The organism is Bradyrhizobium sp. LA6.8, assembly GCF_040547935.1.
Classification (GTDB): domain Bacteria; phylum Pseudomonadota; class Alphaproteobacteria; order Rhizobiales; family Xanthobacteraceae; genus Bradyrhizobium; species Bradyrhizobium barranii.
The window spans coordinates 292,320-306,394 of sequence record NZ_JBEPQQ010000002.1; the positions used below are offsets into that span (position 1 = coordinate 292,320).

Here is a 14,075-nt window from a genome sequence, read left to right on the forward strand (position 1 = left end):
GCTGTCGACGCCGGGCTAGGCCGGAAGGGTCATGAATTGTCGCGGCCTCATCCCTTCGGATGAAGCGGCGGACGGGGAGGCCGATGTAGGGATTGGCGTGGAGTCCAGTGCGTTGGTCGGCCAATCATCGATTAAAGAGCTGTCGCAGCACGTCGTTCATCGGCTGGCTGTCCTGCTGCACCACCGCCGGGTCGTCCTGGGCCGGGGGCGCGGGAGAGGCCTGTGGAGCGGGGGTGGACGGTGTCGCCGGCAGGCCGCGGCTGCGGCCGGTGCCAGTGCTGGTCCCCGCACCGCTGGAGAGCCCTTGCTGGATCAAATTGCCGATCGCCTCGCCGAGCGGGTTGTTCTGTCCCGGCTGCTGGGTTTGCGGATTGGCATTGCCGGCCGCGTTGCCGCCGCCCGGCGCTGCGGCGCCGCCCAACCCGAGGCTGCCCAGGAGATTGCCGAGCCCTGCGCCATCAGGGCCGAACAGGCCCTTGCCCATCTCGCGCAGCTTGGCATAGGCGGCGTCCGGATTGTCCAGCATGCCGGCCATGTCTGGGTAGATCCGCGGCTGCGACCAGCTGCCCTGGATCATCACGGGAATGCCGAAGCCGACCGGCTCCGACGCGCGGCCCTGGCCTTCGGTGGTCATCACGAGCTTCGGCTCGACGCGAAAACCCATCATCTTGGTGTCGAGGGCGATGGTGCCGGCGCCGGTCACGCGCACCAGCGGTCCGATCAGATTGAGATCGGTCGTCACCGCCTGACCCTTGTCGATGCGGAAGGACGCCGAGAGCTGCGACAGATCCGTGCTCTGGGCCTCACTGTCCTGCCAGCCGGACAGCGTGCCCGATGTCAGCGAGCGGATCATCTGCGCGATGTTGATGCCGCGGATGGCGCCGTCCTGGAAATTGACGAAGGCCGTGCCCTGCATGTTCGCCATCAGCGCGCGCTGGCTGGTGCCGGCGCTGCGCAGCGCGAGCTTGGCCTGCAGCTTGCCGTCGATCCGGTCGAATTCGGCAAGGCCCTGGAGCAGCGGCAGCGCGCGCACGCCGACGAGATCGGAATGCATGGCAAAGCTCGGTGCGCCGCTTGTGGCATCCAGGATCACCTCACCCGAGACCTGGCCGTCATAGGCGCCGAGATTGGCGGTGCCGGCCTTCAGCACGCCGCCGGCGAGCTTCGCATCGAGCGCCAGCGGCGCCAGGCGCGCATCGCCGATCACGGCCTCGTTCGCGGAGATTCTGATCTGTGCGTCGACATAATTGAGCCCGGACACGTCGATCGGTGCATTGCTCCAGGGCTGTCCCGACGTGCCCTCCGGCGATTTCGCCACCGGAATCGCGAGCCGCTGGAAGTCGAGATCGACCTTGACCAGAGGCTTGCTCGCAATATCGACCGAGGCCCAGCCGTTGAAGGCGCCGTCGCCGAGCCTGCCGTTCACGCCGTTGATCATCACGACATCGCCGCTCAGCCGCATCTCGGCATGACCGGTGAGCTGGGACTTCAGCACATCAGGCATGTCGATGGCGAAATCCACCGGAATGGTCGGCCGGTCGGCCGGAGGCGCCGGCGTCGACGCCTTGATGTCGAACTTGGTCGGGTGATCGCCGACGCGCGCGGTGCCGGCGATGTCGACCTTGCGGTCGCGGCCAACGACGGCGTCGGCGTTGATGGCGCTGATGCGGCCCTCGACACGGTCGCGCACGCGCGCGAATGCGACTTCACCGTCGATGACCTTGACGCGGTCGATGGTCGCGCCACCGATGTCGAGCGCCAGCGGCTTCGACGCGGTGCCGGCATTCGGCAGTCGCTCACGCAGCAGCGGCTGGTGGAGCACGGGATGGGTGACGACGAGTTCGCTGATCTTCGGGCTGCCCGACCATACGCTCGAGAGCGACATGTCGGCCTGCACGCTGTCGACCGTCAGGCGCGTGATGCCGCTGCGGTCCTTCGGGTCCTGAAGCGTGAGCTCGTTGAGCGTGACGTTCAGCGTCGGCCACAGGCTGATCTTCGTGGTGCCGTCGATGGACAGGCGATAGCCGGTCGCGCTCTCGACCCGCGAGGCAATCGTCGTGGTCAGGAATCCCGAGGGAATCCCGACCACGAGGAGAAGCCCGATCACGATGATGACGGCGGCTATCGCCGCGCCGGCGAATTTCACTGCTCTCATGTCGACTTTCCAACGACGGACAATCGGCGTCGAATCCCGCAGATGACCGTCCCATGCATCCGCCCTTTGCGCCTGAGTTTATCCCCGGACGGGAAGCGGCTCCAAGCACGTAAAAATAGTCAGGGGGTGCTGCAAAGTTATGTGACTTATGACACACTTCGCCGGCGCGGTATTACGCGATCCTGATTTGATGGTTCCAAGCGATTTGCCAGGGAAACTGGCTAAGGAAATTCACAAGGACATTGAAATGAGCAAGCAGGCCGAATTTGCGGTCATCCTGAAGATGAACGCGATGTTCGCCGATCTCGGCGCAGACGAGCTCCAGCGGCTGTCGAATCTCTGCCACACCCAGCATCTGGGGAATGGCGAGGTGCTGTTCCAGAAGGGCGATGCGGGCGACGCGCTGTTCGGCGTGCGCCGGGGCCAGGTCCGTATCGAGACCGGCGTCTCCGACGGCAGCCGTCTGACCCTGAACTTCATGGGGCCCGGCGACCTGTTCGGCGAGGTCGCGGTGCTGGACGGCCAGAGCCGCACTGCGGATGCGACCGCAGGCGAAGCCAGTGAACTGTTCGTGCTGCGGCGCGAAGATTTTCTCAGCTTCCTCGAACGCGAGCCGAAGGTCGCAATCAAAATCATCGCGCTGCTGTGCCAGCGCATCCGCTGGCAGAGCGAGCGCATGGAAGAATCCATGCTGCAACCGCTGCCGGTTCGCCTGGCGCGGCGGCTCTGCGCGCTCGCCGCCGATTTCGGCTCGGAGGTCCACATCTCGCAGGAGCAGCTCGGCATCTTCGTCGGCGCGGCCCGCGAGAGCGTCAACCGCCAGCTTCAGGCCTGGCGCAAGGAGGCGATCCTCGATCTCCAGCGCGGCCGCATCCTGCTGCGGAACATGACCAAGCTGACGGCCATCGCGCGGAACGAGTAGGGGATCGGCTAAACCGCTTCGTCGTTCGGACGGCGCGACCGGTGCGCCTGAACGCTTCGTAGCGGAGACGATCTCCTGCGACGTCGGGTTCGCTGACGCCGCTCGCTGAACCAGCTTGAGCTGTCGACGTCCGTATCACGGCTACTCCGCCGCGGGGTGCACCATGCCTTTTTTATCCGGCGCCGCGCCGTGATGATCGGCGGTCTCGGCATCCTCACTGTGCACGATCAGCCGCTTGGCGAATCGCCAGATCAAGGCGCCGAGATCGTCCATCACCATGAACATCGCGGGCACGAATACCAGCGACAGGATGGTCGAGAAGATCAGGCCGCCGATCACCGCGAGCGCCATCGGCGAGCGGAACTCGCCGCCGGCGCCGACCGCGAGCGCGCTCGGCGTCATGCCCGCGGCCATCGCGATCGTGGTCATCACGATCGGGCGCGCGCGCTTCATGCCGGCGTCGATCATCGCTTCCTCGCGCGGCTTGCCGGCGCGGATCGCCTCGATGGCGAATTCCACCAGCATGATCGCGTTCTTGGTGACGATACCCATCAGCATCAGGATGCCGATCCAGACCGGCGTGGTGAGCTGCTTGCCGGTGATGAGCAGTGCGGCGATGGCGCCGCCGATCGAGAGCGGCAGCGAGAACAGGATGGTGATCGGCTGCAGGAAGGTGCCGAACAGCAGCACCAGCACGGCGTAGACCATCATCAGGCCCGCGGTGATCGCAGTGGCGAAGCCGTCGGACAGCTCGTTCAGGCTTTCGGCGTCGCCGGAGGGCGAGACCTTCACGCCCTTCGGCCGGCTCTTCATCACCGGCAGGTCGTAGATCTTCTTGGTCGCGTCGCCGAGGGCGGCGGAGCCGACGAGGTCGGCGGCGACGGTTGCCTGCCGCTCACGATCGTAGCGGTTGATGCTGGTCGGACCCTGGTCGAGCTTGACGTCGGCGATGACCGAGAGCGGCACGCCGCCCTTCTCGCCGCGCTCGCCGAGCGGCACGCGCAGCTGTTCGAGCGTCCTCAGATTACCGCGCGCGGCGTCCTCGAGCTGGACGCGGATCGGCACCAGGCGGTCGCCGACGTCGAACTTGGCGAGCGCGGGCCCGACATCGCCGATGGTGGCGACGCGGATGGTCTGCGACAGGCTTTCCGTGGAGACGCCGAGGCGCGCGGCGAGATCTGCGCGCGGCTCGATGCGCAGCTCGGGCCGCTCGAGCGTGGTTTCCGAGATCACGTTGGAGATCGTCGGAATCCGCTTCATCTGCGTCGCGAGCTCGCTGGCGACGTTGTTGACGATGTTGGCGTCGACGCCGGTCACGACCAGCGAGATGGCGCGCAGGCCGTTCTCGTCGAGGAACCAGAAGCGGATGTCGGGAACGTTCTCCAGCTCCTGGCTGATCGAGAATTCGAGCTCGCGCTGGGTGATGTCGCGGCTGTCCTTGGGCGTGTAGTTGATGATCAAAGAGGCGCGCCGGACTTCCTGGGTGCCTGGCGGGACGCGCCCGCCATCGACGAAGATGCTCTTCACCTCCGGCCGCTTGCGCAGGCGTGCGACGATGTCCTCGGTGACTTTCTCGGTGTAGGCAAGCTGGGTGCCCGGCGGCAGCTCGAGCGCCAGCAGCGAGCGCGCGCTGTCCTGCGCCGGCAGGAAGCCCTGCGGCAGCAGCGTGATGCTCCAGATCGAGGCAGCGAAGACGCCGAAGCCGATCAGCACGGTGATGAAATGGTGCTTCACCGACCAGGCCACGATCCTGTGATAGGCCCGCAGCACGCGGCCGGGCGGCGGCTCTTCGTGCGCATGGTGCTTGAGGAAGTAGGCGGCCAGCACCGGCGTGACGAAGCGCGCCGCGAGCAGCGAGAAGAACACTTGCACCGAGACGGTGATGCCGAACTGCTTGAAGAACTGTCCGGCGATGCCCGACATGAAGCTCGCTGGCGCGAAGATCGCAATGATGGTCAGCGAGATCGCGATCACCGCAAGGCCGATCTCGTCTGCGGCTTCAAGTGCGGCACGATAGGGCGACTTGCCCATGTTCATGTGCCGGACGATGTTCTCGATCTCGACGATGGCGTCGTCGACGAGAATACCTGTCGACAGCGTGATGGCGAGGAAGCTGACGAGGTTCAGCGAGAAGCCGAGAAGGTCCATCGCCCAGAACGCCGGGAAGATCGACAGCGGGAGCGAGATCGCGGCAATGATGGTGGCGCGCAGGTCCCGCAGGAACAGGAGTACGATGATGACGGCAAGGATGGCGCCTTCGAACAGGGTCGAGATCGCCGCGTGGTAATTGCCGTTGGTATATTCGACCGAGGTGTCGATCACCTTCAGGTCGACGTCGGGATAGGCGGCCTTCAGCGCGTCGATGCGCTTCTGCACGGCCTCGGCCACCTTCACATCGCTGGCGCCCTTGGATCGCTTGATGCCGAGCGCGACCACCGGCTCGCCGTTGAAGCGGGCGAAGGTGCGGCGGTCCGCGATGGTGTCGGTGACGGTGCCGAGATCGTCGAGCCGGACCTCGCCGCCGCCGAACAGCGGGATCATGGTGCCGGCGAGATCGCCCAGCGTCTTGGCGCCGGCGAGCGTGCGGATCGCCTGGTCGTTCTTGCCGATCTCGGCGCGGCCGCCGGCGACGTCGACATTGGTGCCGCGCAGGCTCTGGCTGACATTGACCGCGGTCAGCCCCATTGCCTGCATCCGGTCCGGGTCGAGCGAGACCAGGATCTCGCGCTCGACACCGCCGATGCGCTCGACCTGGGCGACGCCGCGCACGCCCTGCAGCGCGCGCTTGACCACGTCGTCGACGAAATAGGAGAGCTGCTCCGGCGTCTTGCCGGGCGAGATCGCGGCATAGGTGACGATCGGCAGGCCGATCACGTCGACGCGCTGGATCAGCGGTTCGGTGACGTTCTGCGGCAGGTTCGATCGCACCCGCGTCACCGCGTCCTTGACGTCGTTGAGCGCGCGGTCGGTGTTGGTTTCCAGCGCGAACTGGATGGTGGTCACCGACACGCCGTCGGTGATCGAGGAGGTGATGTGCCTGACCCCCTCGACGCCGGAGACGGCATCTTCAACCGTCTTGGTGACCTGGGATTCGAGCTCTGCGGGCGCGGCGCCGAATTGTGACACCACGACCGAGATCACGGGAATGTCGGCCGAGGGCAGCCGCGTCACCGCGAGCTTGGTGAAGGACACCCAGCCGAGGACCAGGAGGATGATCGAGAAGACGACCGACGGCAGCGGATTGCGGATCGACCAAGCCGAGATATTGAGAGCCATCAGCGTACCCGCGTGCGATCGAGTTCATCGGCGAACATGGTCTTTATCTGGTCGCCGTCATGGAGCGAAGACCCGGCGTCGGCCACGACGATTTCGCCGACCTCGAGGCCTTCCAGGATTTCCGTCGCGCTGTCGGACGACAGCCCGACCCGTACCTTGCGCGTCTCGACAATATTGTTTTTGACGACCTGAATGGTGAGATGGTCGATCGCGGTCTTGGGGATCGAGACGCCGCAGCTTCGCTTGGCGTCGATCGAGGCGCGGGCAAACACGCCGACCTTGAGCGAAGGATTGTTGGTGACGCTGATGCGGACGCGGCCGAGCTGCGTGGTGCGGTCGATTTCGGGCGCGACCAGCCGGACCCGGCCGATCAAATCGGGCGCGTCATCGCGGCTGATGCGCACGGTCGCGCCGGGATTGAGCTTGGGCATGTGCACCGCCGGGACCTGGGCGTCGAGCTCGATCTCGTTGTTGACGGCGATGCGGAACATCGGGCCGGCCTGCGGCGAGGCGGGCGCACCGACGATGGTGCGCACTTCGGTGACGAGGCCTGGCGCGGGCGCCTTCAGCGAGATCGGGCCTTGCGGGCCGGGTCTTTGCGGCTGGCCGGGGATCTGCGGCGGCGCCGTCAGGCGCGCCAGCTCCTGATTGTCGGTGACCATGGCGCCTTCGGTGACGAAGAGGTCGGTGACCCTGGAGCCTTCCTGGTCAGCGACGACCACGGCCTCGCGGCGCGGCACGAAGAAGCCGGTCACCCGCACGAGGTCGGAGAAGCAGGCGTTGGTCGACTTCGTCACGATGACGAGCGCCTCGCTCGGCGTTTCCTTCGCCTCGGGGCGATGCCGATGCTCGAACAGATAATAGCCGACGCCGAGCGCAACGACGAACACCACGGTTCCGGCAGGCTTGAGATATTCGGAGGCGTTCATCGCCGGATTGTCCTGGCCTGGCTCACGGCCATCCGCACGAGGCCTGCTGAGAGCGTTTCCCTGAAATAAAGCGGCGTCCCGCAAGGCTGCGGGACGCGCTTTTGAAGCAAGACTTTACACCACATCACGACTTGGCACTTCAAAGGATTTGGCACTTCAAAGGATTACGTCGTGCTCTCACTTCGATGCGGTGGTCTTGTTTTCCATGTTGACGACCTGGACGCGACGATTGACCTCCGCCATCGGCTGGGCCGGGTCCTTCAGCTTGCTCTTGCCGTATCCGACGGTGACGAGATCGGTCGCAGAGATGCCGTACTTGTCGACGAGGTAGCGCTTGATCGAATCCGCGCGGCGCTCCGACAGGTCCTGATTATAGCCCTCGCCGCCGGCGGCGTCGGTGTGGCCGGCAACCACGAAGGTCGAGCCCTTCAGGTCGGGGCTGGTCAGCGCGCGACCGAGCGCCTGTACCGAGGCGAGCGACTTGGCGCTGATATTGGCCGAGTTGTAGTCGAACGTGATTTCAAGATCGATGTTCGGCTTGTCCTTGGCCACTGAGGCGATTTCTTCGCGCTCGGTCGACGAAAGTGAGCGCGTCGAGCGGCCGCGCACGGACTGGATCAGCTTGGTTTCCGCCGCACTGGGTGCGGGATCGGCCTGCGGGGCGATCGAGAGGCCGCGGGTCAACGGCTTCTTCGGCGGCGGCGCCAGTGCGCGGACGATCTCGTCCTCGGTGACGTTCTTGCTGTTGCCGTCGTCGCCCGCGAATGCGAGCGGGGTCGTCAGCGACAGAGCGACGCCGACCGTGATGATGGACAGGATCGCGCTAAATCCCTTTGCAGCCAATCTCATTGCCAGTCCCTCCTGCGCAGCTGACCGCGCGGTTCCAAAATTCCTGCAATGGCCCCCCGGGAAAGGCCGCCTGCGGCATCCGTCCGTTAGTCTTCCCTGGGCCGCCGAGGGTTCGAGGCGTCTGTCGCCTCAACTCAAAAAAATACTAGCGTACTCCGTAGCTTGCGAACTCCTGAACAATGTTCGGGTCCATCGCCTTGGCATTGGCGATGTCGAGCGCGCCTTCCTGCGCCGAGCCGTTGCGCTGCTTGGCAATCCCGCGGCCAAAGAGCGAGGAGGTCAGGCGCGGGTTGATCTTCAGGGCTGCGTCGAAATCGGCGATGGCGTTCTTGACCGCTCCCGATTTCAGATTGACGAGCCCCCGGCTGTCCAGCGCATCGACGAAATTCGGCCGCAGCCGCAGCGCCTCGTTGCAATCCTTCAGCGCGCCCTGGAGGTCGCCGACCACGGTGCGGGTCCAGCAGCGGTTGTTCAGCGCCTCGACGTCCTTCGCGTTGATCCGAAGCGTCTCGTCGAAATCCTTGATGGCCAAATTGTAGGCGCCCTTGCTGGCATAGACCTGACCGCGCCGGTACAGCGCGTTCACGTCATCAGGATTGGCGGCGATCTTGGCCGTCAGGCCCTTGATGGTCGGATCCTCCGCCAGCGCGGCCGCGCTCGGCCCGCTATCCATGCTCGGTGCGGGGGTGGTCTCGGCTGGTTTCACCGGCGGTGGCGCCGGCGGCAAGGCGGCCTCGACCTGCGGTTTCGGTGAGGGCGCCGGCGCCGGTGCAGGAGCAGGTGCTGGAGCAGGTGCCGCTGCCGTGTCCGCCGGCTTCGGCGGCGGAGGCGGTGCGGGCGGAGCCGGCGGCGGATTGTTGGCGACGACCGGCGGCGGCGATGGCGGCGGTGCCGTCATCGACGGACGCGATCCGCCGGCGCCTGGAATGAACGAAAAATCCTCGGCGAGCGACGAGGAAATCCACGGCACCTGCTCGCCGCGCGAGGCGCGGGTGACGCCCATCTTGGTGCGGTTCAGCGTCTCCTCGGCCATCAGGTCGGGGACGCGGATCTCCTTCAGGAGCTCCTGGACGAACAGGCTGTGATCGCCGCCCGCGTCCGAAACCACCGAGGCAAGTGCCGCCGAGTACATCACCAGCGTGCCATTCGGCGCGATGACCGGCGTCAGGCCGGCCGAGAAGCTGCGGAACCGGCGCTCGAAGGGATTGCGCCTGGAGGCGTCGACCAGCGCGATCTTGACGCCCGCGCCGCGGGTATTGAGCTCGCCGAGCACGGTCTCCAGGCTGAAACCGTCGCGGCGCACGTCGGATTCGGTCCAGATCTGCGCGTCGATCGGCAGCATGTAGCTCTGGCGCGCCGACTGGATGCCGAAACCGCTGAAGAAGATCAGCGCCACCGAGCCCGGCTTGATCTTGCCATAGAGCTTGTCGAAGGCGCGGCGCATGCCGTCGCCGGTCAGGTTCTCGCCGATTTCAACGGAAAAGCCGTCGCGCTTGAGCTCGTCGGCGACGTCGCGCGCGTCGTTGAGCGGTTCCTTCAGCGGGGCGTCCGCGTCCGGATATTTGGCGTTGCCGATGACCAACGCATAACGGTCGCCGGCGGCCAGGGATGGCGCAACCGGGACGAGCGAAACGAGCAAGGGCAGAAGAAAAAGGAAGCGAATTTTCATAATCAGCGCGGTCCAGCCAAAAAGGCGCCGTTACCAGCTTGCGCCGCGGCGACCTTAACTTACGCAATGTGCATTATCAAACCGCGGAAGGGGGGCGTCAACCGCTTGGAGATTCGGCATTATCGCGACAATTGACCGCGATGCGTGGGCGCGCCGGGAGGGGAATAAACGGACTGTCATGGTTGTGCTCGGCGCCATCTGGTTCGACTCTGCGGCAGGATGCTGGAGCAGCCGCGACAAAGAAGATGTGAGGGGTCTCACATAGCAGGCCGGACGCTGTCGCAGCCCTCCGGTGTTTGACCTTTGCGGCCGACAATGGCTTGGTGCGCTTGATCGTCCCCGAAGGTCCAACTCAGAAAAGAAAACCATGGGAAACGCCTACGAAATCTACGCCCTGCGTTATGCGACGATGTCGCCCCGCACCCCCAACATGAATTTCCTTCAGCCCGATCCGCATGACAGCGCGGCGCAGGATCTCGACTATTTCGTCTGGCTGATCCGCGGCGGCGGCCGCGACATCCTGGTGGACACCGGTTTCAACGCCGAGGAAGCGAGCGCGCGGGCGCGCAAGCTGACGCTCAATCCGGTCGATGCGCTGGAGCGCTTTGGCGTCGCGGCGTCGAGCGTTCGCGACATTATCGTGACGCATCTGCATTACGACCACGCCGGCAATCTCGATCGCTTCCCGAACGCGCGCTTCCATCTCCAGGAGCGCGAGATGGCTTACGCGACGGGACGCTGCATGTGCAACGGACTGCTGCGACATCCGTTCTCGGTCGAGCACGTCACGCAGATGGTGCGTCATGTCTATGGCGAGCGCGTCAATTTCTATTCCGGCGACGGCGAGGTGGCGCCTGGCGTCACCGTGCATCGTGTCGGCGGCCATTCCGACGGCTTGCAGGTGGTCAAGGTCGAGACCGCGCGCGGGCCGGTGGTGCTGGCGTCCGATGCCGCACATTACTACGCCAATCTGCAGCGAAAGAGCCCGTTCCCCATCGTCTACAATATCGGCGACATGGCGCAGGGCTGGGAGACGATCGAACGCCTCGCCGGCCATCCTGACAGGTTCATTCCCGGCCATGATCCGATCGTGACGGAGATCTATCCGCGTGCGAGCGACAAGGTCGATGCCTGGGCCCTGCATTTGCCGCCGTCGCGGTCGTTTGCGAAGTGACGGAATCCGGGGCGTGGTGTCAGCGAGTGCCGGCAGGATCCGCACAAGCAACGATATCGCGGGGAGATTTTCGAGCCGCTAGCTCCGGCGGAGAGAATACCGCCAGGTATCCTCCGTCCCCTGCGAGCTTATATGTGGCGACCTCGCGATAGCCGACGGCGGTCAATTCGCAGCGCAAGAGCTCAATTGGCGTGCCATGCTTCGACGTCGGAAGCTCAAGATCGACAATTCCGACCCGCGCATCCTGCTTTAGAGCGGGCGCGAGATTGTAGAGGAAGGCATAGGGTTGGGCTATCTCGTGATACATGTGCACGAGGATTGCAGCATCCAGCGAGGAAGCGGGCAGACGCGGGTCGTGTGGTTCGCCGAGGGCGAATTGCACGTTCGTCAACTTCAGACGTTCTGTTCGCCTGGCGAGCTCGATGAGGTAATCCCGCGTGACGTCCTGGGCAACGACAGAGCCGGCGGGGCCGACGAGGTGCGAGAGCCTGACCGTGTGGTAGCCGCTGCCTGCTCCAATGTCGCCCACTGTCATACCTGGTTTCAGTTCAAGAGCACGTGCGATTTGACCGGCCTCATTGAGGGCGTCTCGGCGCTCTTCGGCGGCGCGGCGCGGGCTGACGATCCGTGCAACAGGGCGCTGTGGTGAGGGAAACTCGTTTGCAGCGACTCCGGGGGAAGCCAGATAACCTATGTCAGCGGCGTATGCGCGAGTTGCGGCAAACGCCGCAAGTAGCGCCGTTATATAAGCCAGTGCCGTCACGGACCTGCCAAGCTTTCTCAATCGGCCTCCCAAAAGCCGACGTCTGCACCTCTATGAGTACGCGCCCTAATACGCCTCTTTCGCGTCGGCCTCTTCGCTGGTCTGGATCAGGTCGAGGCTCTGTTCGATCTTGCCGAGCAGGGCCGACAGCTGCTTGCGCTCCTGCGCGGAGAGGCAGGCGAGGATCTCGTCTTCCCGCCGCAGCAATTGCGGGAACAGCTCTTCGTACAGCGCGCGACCCTTCTTCGTCAGTTGCAGGCGGAATTCGCGGCGGTCGGCTTCGTTCTCGACCCGCTCGATCAGCTCCTGGTGCAGCAGCGTGGTCACGGCGCGGCTGATGGTGGATTTGTGCGTGCGCGTGCATTGCGAGATGTATTGCGCGCTACAGGCATCGTTGCGGAAGCCGAGCGTGGCGATCACGCGCCAGGCCGGAATGTCGAGGCCGTGACGCTCCTGATATTCGACCGCAAGCGCGGAACTCACCTCCGCCGCAAGCCGGTTGAGGCGGAATGGCACGAACTTGAACAAATCGAGCCGCGCCTTCGGCCGCAATGAAGCCTCGTCGGCCTCACGTGCCTTCAGCGCAATGTCGCTGGATGTCCTTGCCAAGGAGAGCGCTCCGAATTCCAGTTGACGGCCGGTCGGCTCCGGTCCAAAATAGTTGCACGTGAGACTATCTAGCAGATCAGTCCTCTCTTGACCAGAGCCGAGGTTAGCGCATGGCGCAGGCCAATACGCAGCAGGCCAAAACCCAGTTCGGCTATCGCCGCCACCCCGACCAGGATCGTCCCGGCCAGAGTGCGGCCGAGCATCCCGTGGTGGTTGTCGGCGCGGGGCCGGTGGGGCTGTCGCTCGCGATCGACTTAGCCCAGCGCGGCCAGCGCGTCGTGCTTCTGGATGATGCCGACCGGATCGGCGAAGGCTCGCGCGCGATCTGCTTCTCCAAGCGGTCGCTCGAATATTGGGACCGGCTCGGCGTCGGCGACCGCATGGTCGAGAAGGGCGTGGTGTGGAGCGTCGGCCGCATCTTCCATGGCGAGTCGCAGCTTTACCAGTTCAACCTGCTGCCGGAAGACGGGCACAAGCGGCCGGCCTTCATCAACCTCCAGCAATATTACGCGGAGGCCTATCTGGTCGATCGCATCGGTGATCTCCCTGAGATCGATCTGCGCTGGCGCAACAAGGTGACGGCGCTTGAACAGCGCAACGATTCCGTCGCGCTGACGATCGAGACGCCGGAGGGCGCCTATCGCCTGCACGCGCAATATGTCGTCGCCTGCGACGGCGCGCGCTCGTCGCTGCGGCAGATGGTCGGCGCCGAGTTCGCGGGACAGGTGTTCGAAGACCAGTTCCTGATCGCCGACGTCAAGATGACCGCGGAGTTCCCGACCGAGCGCTGGTTCTGGTTCGATCCGCCGTTTCATGCCGGCCGCTCCGCGCTGCTGCACCGTCAGCCCGACGACGTCTGGCGCATCGATCTCCAGCTCAATCGCTATGCCGATCCCGTCGTCGAGAAGAAGCCGGAGAACGTGCGGCCGCGGATCGCGCGCATGCTCGGTCACGACAAGTTCGAGTTCGAGTGGATCTCGCTCTACAAATTCCAGTGCCGGAGGATGGATCGCTTCCTCCACGGCCGGGTGATTTTTGCGGGCGATTCCGCGCATCAGGTGTCGCCCTTCGGCGCGCGCGGTGCCAATTCCGGGCTCGAGGACGCCGAAAATCTGTCCTGGAAGCTCGATCGCGTGCTGCGTGGCACCTCGCCCGCGGGCCTGCTCGAGAGCTACCATGTCGAGCGCAGCCTGGCTGCCGACGAGAACATCCGCGAATCGACCCGCTCGACGGATTTCATGGCGCCGAACTCGCATCAGGAAGCGCGGCTGCGCAAGGCGGTGCTGTCGCTGGCCAAGGAAACGGAGTTCGGCAAGCGCATGGTCAATGGCGGGCGGCTCTCGGTGCCGTGCAGCTACGACTCGCCGCTGTCATCGCCCGATGCCGAGGCGTGGCGCGGCGGACCGTTGCCCGGCTGCTCCATGCTCGACGCCCCCGTTGGCGAGCAGGCTTATCTGACGGACGCATTCCGCCGGGGTGGAACGGACTTCACCTTGCTGTCGTTCAGCAATGGCGCGGCGATCGATGCGCTCGATGGCGTCAAGGATATCCGCATCGGTGGCGAGGGCGGGCTTGCCGATCCCTCGGGCCTTGTCGCAAAGCGCTATGACGCCGAACCTGATACAGCCTATCTGCTCAGGCCCGACGGCTATGTTGCGGCGCGCTTCCGCCATCCGAAGCGTGCGGCGATCACGGCCGCGTTGTCTCGGGCCCAAGGCTTGAATTGAGG

The 14,075-nt window shown here is 65.0% G+C and carries 10 protein-coding genes; 3 read left to right on the forward strand and 7 right to left on the reverse strand.

Annotated elements, in window-relative coordinates:
* Positions 1 to 124: 124 nt before the first annotated feature.
* Complete coding sequence (locus ABIA90_RS08505) at positions 125 to 2,155, reverse strand: AsmA family protein (RefSeq protein WP_354118531.1); 2,031 nt, start codon at positions 2,153 to 2,155, stop codon at positions 125 to 127.
* Positions 2,156 to 2,402: 247 nt separating this feature from the next.
* Between ABIA90_RS08505 and ABIA90_RS08510 the strand changes: the two genes are divergently transcribed.
* A complete protein-coding gene (locus ABIA90_RS08510; protein WP_028149299.1) occupies positions 2,403 to 3,077 on the forward strand; it encodes a Crp/Fnr family transcriptional regulator in 675 nt (224 codons plus the stop codon).
* Between the two features lie 141 nt (positions 3,078 to 3,218).
* On the opposite strand, the gene ABIA90_RS08515 is transcribed toward ABIA90_RS08510, so the two are convergent.
* The 4 genes from ABIA90_RS08515 to ABIA90_RS08530 form a co-directional block, all read right to left on the reverse strand.
* Positions 3,219 to 6,353 carry an efflux RND transporter permease subunit gene (locus tag ABIA90_RS08515; RefSeq protein WP_208084007.1) on the reverse strand — a complete coding sequence of 1,045 codons (3,135 nt, stop codon included), beginning with the start codon at positions 6,351 to 6,353 and terminating at the stop codon, positions 3,219 to 3,221.
* Positions 6,353 to 7,282: an efflux RND transporter periplasmic adaptor subunit gene (locus ABIA90_RS08520; RefSeq protein ID WP_071908567.1), complete on the reverse strand. Its 930-nt coding sequence runs from the start codon at positions 7,280 to 7,282 to the stop codon at positions 6,353 to 6,355. Before ABIA90_RS08520 ends, ABIA90_RS08515 begins: the two co-directional genes overlap by 1 nt.
* Before the next feature lie 177 nt (positions 7,283 to 7,459).
* Entirely contained in the window at positions 7,460 to 8,131 is a 672-nt protein-coding gene (locus tag ABIA90_RS08525) for an OmpA family protein (protein ID WP_354118532.1), read from the reverse strand.
* Between the two features lie 145 nt (positions 8,132 to 8,276).
* A complete protein-coding gene (locus tag ABIA90_RS08530; RefSeq protein WP_354113739.1) occupies positions 8,277 to 9,800 on the reverse strand; it encodes a caspase family protein in 1,524 nt (507 codons plus the stop codon).
* 367 nt (positions 9,801 to 10,167) lie between these two features.
* Here ABIA90_RS08530 and ABIA90_RS08535 point away from each other — a divergent pair, with 367 nt between their 5' ends.
* Positions 10,168 to 10,974 (forward strand): N-acyl homoserine lactonase family protein, encoded by an 807-nt coding sequence (locus tag ABIA90_RS08535; protein ID WP_354118533.1) that lies wholly within the window; start codon positions 10,168 to 10,170, stop codon positions 10,972 to 10,974.
* A 19-nt stretch (positions 10,975 to 10,993) separates the two neighbouring features.
* Here ABIA90_RS08535 and ABIA90_RS08540 read toward each other — a convergent pair whose 3' ends face one another.
* Both ABIA90_RS08540 and ABIA90_RS08545 read right to left on the reverse strand, forming a co-directional pair.
* Positions 10,994 to 11,758 carry a class I SAM-dependent methyltransferase gene (locus tag ABIA90_RS08540; protein ID WP_354118534.1) on the reverse strand — a complete coding sequence of 255 codons (765 nt, stop codon included), beginning with the start codon at positions 11,756 to 11,758 and terminating at the stop codon, positions 10,994 to 10,996.
* A 45-nt stretch (positions 11,759 to 11,803) separates the two neighbouring features.
* Positions 11,804 to 12,346 carry a MarR family winged helix-turn-helix transcriptional regulator gene (locus ABIA90_RS08545; RefSeq protein ID WP_354118535.1) on the reverse strand — a complete coding sequence of 181 codons (543 nt, stop codon included), beginning with the start codon at positions 12,344 to 12,346 and terminating at the stop codon, positions 11,804 to 11,806.
* A gap of 110 nt (positions 12,347 to 12,456) precedes the next feature.
* Between ABIA90_RS08545 and ABIA90_RS08550 the strand changes: the two genes are divergently transcribed.
* Positions 12,457 to 14,073, forward strand: coding sequence for an FAD-dependent oxidoreductase (locus tag ABIA90_RS08550; protein WP_354118536.1), 1,617 nt, complete (start codon positions 12,457 to 12,459; stop codon positions 14,071 to 14,073).
* The last annotated feature ends 2 nt before the right edge of the window (positions 14,074 to 14,075 follow it).

Coding starts and splice junctions, on each gene's coding strand:
- ABIA90_RS08525 (WP_354118532.1), bottom strand. CDS start 8,131: ATGAGATTGGCTGCAAAGGGATTTAGCGCGATCCTGTCCATCATCACG.
- ABIA90_RS08505 (WP_354118531.1), bottom strand. CDS start 2,155: ATGAGAGCAGTGAAATTCGCCGGCGCGGCGATAGCCGCCGTCATCATC.
- ABIA90_RS08535 (WP_354118533.1), top strand. CDS start 10,168: ATGGGAAACGCCTACGAAATCTACGCCCTGCGTTATGCGACGATGTCG.
- ABIA90_RS08550 (WP_354118536.1), top strand. CDS start 12,457: ATGGCGCAGGCCAATACGCAGCAGGCCAAAACCCAGTTCGGCTATCGC.
- ABIA90_RS08520 (WP_071908567.1), bottom strand. CDS start 7,282: ATGAACGCCTCCGAATATCTCAAGCCTGCCGGAACCGTGGTGTTCGTC.
- ABIA90_RS08530 (WP_354113739.1), bottom strand. CDS start 9,800: ATGAAAATTCGCTTCCTTTTTCTTCTGCCCTTGCTCGTTTCGCTCGTC.
- ABIA90_RS08515 (WP_208084007.1), bottom strand. CDS start 6,353: ATGGCTCTCAATATCTCGGCTTGGTCGATCCGCAATCCGCTGCCGTCG.
- ABIA90_RS08510 (WP_028149299.1), top strand. CDS start 2,403: ATGAGCAAGCAGGCCGAATTTGCGGTCATCCTGAAGATGAACGCGATG.